Origin of the sequence: Arthrobacter sp. SO3 (assembly GCF_020532825.1) — a bacterium.
Classification (GTDB): domain Bacteria; phylum Actinomycetota; class Actinomycetes; order Actinomycetales; family Micrococcaceae; genus Arthrobacter.
Window position 1 is genome coordinate 121,352 of record NZ_MQTS01000244.1, and the last position, 4,421, is coordinate 125,772.

A 4,421-nucleotide genomic window follows, 5' to 3' on the forward strand; every position below is an offset into this window, starting at 1 on the left:
GGGCGCAGGCGTTCGCCGATAAACTCGATGGTCCGGTCCAGGGCCGCCTTCGTCGGGTGCCCCGGGGTGTCCACCAGGTCGACGGTCAGGACGCAGTGCGCGGACTGTGCGATTCCGAACTGATTACCCGGCGACGAGTCGACCTCAATGCCCTCGAAGCTCTCACCGAATTCCCGCCGCATGGTGGCGAAGCGCTCCGCCGGACACGCCCGGTCATTGCTGAACCGCAGTCCGAGCAGCCGGAGTCCCTGGCTGGTCCGCGCCTTCACCTGTGCCAGCTCGCCGTCGTCCAGCCCGACGGCGGCGCGCCCGCGCGCGGTGAGGCCCGCCGGCAGCGCGGGCTGGCTCATGACCGGGGCAAGGACTGCGGGGTCCAGGGCCATGGCGAGGGCGAAGCTTCCGGTCATGCACATCCCGATCGCCCCGACACCGGGACCGCCGCATTCCCGGTGTGCCTTGGCGGCGAGGGCCCGCAGCCAGCCCGTCGCCGGGCTGCTTCGGTTCGCCAGGACGGTGAATTCGCGGGAAATACAGACCTTGGCGATGGACTTCACGATGCCCTCATCCGCTTTCCCGCCGGGCCGCCCGAACATGGAGGGGAGGTAGACGGTGTAGCGGCGATCGATGAGGCGGCGGGCGAGGTCAAGCACCCCCGGGTGGATGCCGGGGACCTCGTGGATGAGGATCACGGCCGGGCCGGCCCCGCCCCGGAAAACCTGGTGGCTGATGCCGTCGTTGCTGAAGGTTGACCTGGTGAAGCCCTCCAGCGTGTCCTGGTGCTCCGGCATGGACGTCCCTTCGGTTCCGGGGCGTTGGTCCTCGGCCCACCCAAGCCGCCCCGCGTACCGCACATGCTACGGAACTGCGGCGCCGCCGTCGACAGCAGATCCCTTGCGGCACTCCGGGCCAGCTGGTAGGCCTGTAATAGGCCTGACGGTAGGGTGCGTAGTAGTTAGTGAAGCGCCGGCCTGAACAGGCGGTGGTTGCAGAAGGGAAGTACACGTGACGCGCAAGAAGCCACTAGTCGAGGAATACGACGAAAAGGACCTCGTGGTCGGAGACGGTCCGAAGGACTGGGCCGCCGGCATCCCGGGGGTGTTGCACTCCATGAAGCCCGCGATCGAACAGATGGGCTTGAACCGGACGCGCAAGACCGTCCTGGCAATGAACCAGAAGGACGGCTTCGACTGCCCGAGCTGCGCATGGCCGGACCCGCACCACCGCAAGGCCTTCGAGTTCTGCGAAAACGGCGCAAAAGCCGTCACCTGGGAGGCGACCCCGGTGGTCATCGCCTCGGAGTTCTGGGCGGAACACTCCGTGAGCGAGCTGCGAAGCCGCTCCGAATACTGGCTGGGCCTGCAGGGCAGGCTTACCGAACCGGTCCACAAGCCGGCCGGCGAGGACCACTACAAGCCGGTGACCTGGCCCGACGCGATCCGGATCATCGCGGACAAGCTCAAGGGCCTGGACTCACCGGACGAGGCGGCCTTCTACACCAGCGGCAGGACCTCCAACGAGGCCGCCTTCCTCTACCAGCTGATGGTCCGCGGCTACGGCACCAACAACCTGCCGGACTGCTCCAACATGTGCCACGAATCCTCGGGCTGGGCGATGGGCCAGACCATCGGCATTGGCAAGGCGACCGTCAGCTTTGATGATTTTGCCAAGGCCGACCTGATCATCATCATGGGCCAGAACCCGGGCACCAACCACCCGCGGATGCTGACCGAGCTCGAAGCGTGCAAGGAAAACGGCGGGGAAATCGTCGCCGTCAATCCCCTGCCGGAGGCCGGCCTGCGCCGGTACAAGAACCCGCAAAAAGTCAAGGGAATTGTCGGCCACGGCACCGAGATTGCGGACCAGTTCCTGCATATCCGCATCGGCGGCGACATGGCGCTGCTGCAGGCTGTCTCCAAGCGCGTGCTCGACGCCGAGGCGCGCAAGCCGGGCACCGTGCTGGACCACGCCTTCCTCGCCGAGCACTGCGAGGGCCTGGACGAGCTCCGGGAACACCTCAGCCTCCTCGACGATACAGCCGTTCTGGCAGCGACCGGCCTGCGCACCGAGGAAATCGATGAACTCGCGGCCCGCTACCTGAAGGCCGAGAAGGTCATCATCACCTGGGCCATGGGCATCACGCAGCAGAAGAAGGGCGTGGCCACCATCAAGGAGATCATCAACCTGCTCCTGCTGCGCGGCAACATGGGCAAGCCAGGCGCCGGTGCCTCCCCGATCCGGGGCCACAGCAACGTCCAGGGCGACCGCACCATGGGCATCTGGGAGCAAATGCCGCAGTCCTTCATGGACTCCCTTGGCGAGGAATTCGGCTTCGAGCCTCCCCGCGATCACGGCGTGGACGCCGTGGAAACCATCAACAAGATGCGCGACGGCGGGATCAAGGCGTTTATGGCGCTCGGCGGAAACTTCGTCGGTGCCATTTCGGACAGCAACGCCGCCGAAGCGGCCATGGAGAAAACCGAACTCTCGGTGCAGATTTCCACGAAACTCAACCGCTCGCACACCGTGACCGGCGCCGAGGCCCTGATCCTGCCCACGATGGGCCGGACCGAGATCGACATCCAGGAATCGGGCCCGCAGTTCGTTTCGGTGGAGGATACTGTCTGCGCCGTGCACCCCTCCTGGGGCAGTGTCGAGCCGGTCTCGCACCACCTGCTTTCCGAGCCGGCGATTGTCAGCCGGCTCGGAAAAGCGCTGGTCGGGGACAGGATCAAGGCCGATTGGGACGGTTTCGAGCGGAACTACGACCTGATCCGGGACCACATCTCGCACGTGGTCGGCGGCTGCGAGGACTACAACGAGCGGATCCGGCACGAAGGCGGCTTCATCCTGGAGAACGGGCCGCGGGATTCCCGCACCTTCCCGACGCCGACGGGCAAGGCCGTGCTCACCGTCAATGAGCTGGAGCATGTGGAGAAGCCGGAAGGCACGCTGATCCTGCAGAGCATGCGCTCGCATGACCAGTTCAACACGACCATCTACGGCCATAACGACCGTTACCGCGGCATCAAGAAGGGCCGCCATGTGGTCTTCGTGAACCCCGAGGACATTGCCGAACTGGGCCTGGCCGATGGGATGTTCGTCGATATCAGGGGCGAGTACCAGGACGGCGTGGAGCGCATGCTCCGCAAGTTCCGGGTGGTCTCCTACCCGACCGCACTGGGCTGCGCGGCCGCCTATTACCCGGAAGCCAATGTGCTCGTGCCGCTGAACCACACGGCCGAAGGCAGCAACACGCCGATATCCAAGGCCGTGATCGTCAGGCTCGAACCCAGCGAGGACCAGACCCCGGACAGCTCGGCTGCCCTGGCGTCCGGCGCGGCCCGCACCAGCTAGGCCCCACCCCCGCGGGACATGCCCAGCCCTGGCCGCGGCCAGTGGACATAATGCCACTATGTCCATCCCTCCGCGCAAAGTGAGGGCATGTCCCCCGGAGGTTAGTTTCCACTCCAGGGGACATGCCCAGCCCTGGCCGCGGCCAGTGGACATAATGCCACTATGTCCATCCGCGGGCGCGACAGGAGGGCATGTCCCCCGGGGGTGCTGAGGCTACTGGGCCCGCTTGGCCCAGCCCTTTTCGTCGGGGCCGCCGGACTCGCCGTGCTCACAGAGCTCAATGACCTTGTTGGACGCAGCGTGGACGGCGTCCTGCGTGCTCTTCCGGCCGTCGGTGGACGCGGTCCCGGCGGCGTATCCGACGATGAAGGCGCTGATGGCGTCCGCGTGCGGCCCGACGGCTTTCAGCGACTCGTCCGCGACCTGGACGATCTTCTCGTGGTCCACTTCCAGATCAAGGATCTGCAGTGCCTGGATCAGTCGGGCGCTCCAGTGCCGCAGCGCGCTGTCTTCGTCCCGGGGCAAAGTCATTGTTACTCCTCTTCGTAGGGTGCGTCAGTCGATTAGCTTCCCCACAAGGGTTAGCACCGACGCTAAGGTTCCGCAACGCGACACAGCAAAAACCTGGCATCGGAAACCGCCGTCCCCGAACTGCCTCAGCTCCACAACGCGACGTGGAACTTCGATCCCCGGCGTTCAAGTCCCCGGGAGCCGCCGGGGGCGACCATCGCGGCGGTCGCTTCGGCGGTACCGGCAAAGCGCTGCAGCGTCCGCGCCATCGTGGTGGTCCGGTGGTTGTTTAGGGTGCTCGCCCACCACAGGCCGCTGATGGGCGTCCCGACGACGGGCAGCCGGACGAGGACCCCGCTCTGCAGTTCGGCCCGGACGATGTGGCCGAGCGCCAGCATGATGCCCTCCCCCGCCCGGACCGCCGCCAACGCTTCCGTCTCGCTGCTGAGCCGGATGATCTCCGGCACCGCCCCCGTCGACGCCAGCCAACGGCCCTCCTCCGAATTTTCCTGGATGCCCGCCGGTCCGGCAAACCAAGGCCGGTCCAGCAGCCGGGC

General features: G+C 66.4%; 4 protein-coding genes. 1 reads left to right on the plus strand and 3 read right to left on the minus strand.

The features are described 5' to 3' along the window. The coding region (locus BJQ90_RS21585; protein ID WP_226762218.1) for a dienelactone hydrolase family protein at positions 1–788 on the minus strand (788 nt) is incomplete at its 3' end. Between the two features lie 214 nt (positions 789–1,002). Here BJQ90_RS21585 and BJQ90_RS21590 point away from each other — a divergent pair. Continuing rightward, complete coding sequence (locus BJQ90_RS21590) at positions 1,003–3,354, plus strand: FdhF/YdeP family oxidoreductase (RefSeq protein ID WP_226762219.1); 2,352 nt, start codon at positions 1,003–1,005, stop codon at positions 3,352–3,354. Between the two features lie 213 nt (positions 3,355–3,567). Here the strand turns inward: BJQ90_RS21590 and BJQ90_RS21595 are convergent, their stop codons facing one another. Together BJQ90_RS21595 and BJQ90_RS21600 are read right to left on the minus strand one after the other, a co-directional pair. Further along, positions 3,568–3,885: a DUF6457 domain-containing protein gene (locus tag BJQ90_RS21595; RefSeq protein ID WP_226762220.1), complete on the minus strand. Its 318-nt coding sequence runs from the start codon at positions 3,883–3,885 to the stop codon at positions 3,568–3,570. 125 nt (positions 3,886–4,010) lie between these two features. Further along, positions 4,011–4,421, minus strand: a 411-nt coding sequence (locus tag BJQ90_RS21600) for a LysR substrate-binding domain-containing protein (protein WP_226762221.1), incomplete at its 5' end; no start/stop codon positions are given.

Coding starts and splice junctions, on each gene's coding strand:
- BJQ90_RS21595 (WP_226762220.1), bottom strand. CDS start 3,885: ATGACTTTGCCCCGGGACGAAGACAGCGCGCTGCGGCACTGGAGCGCC.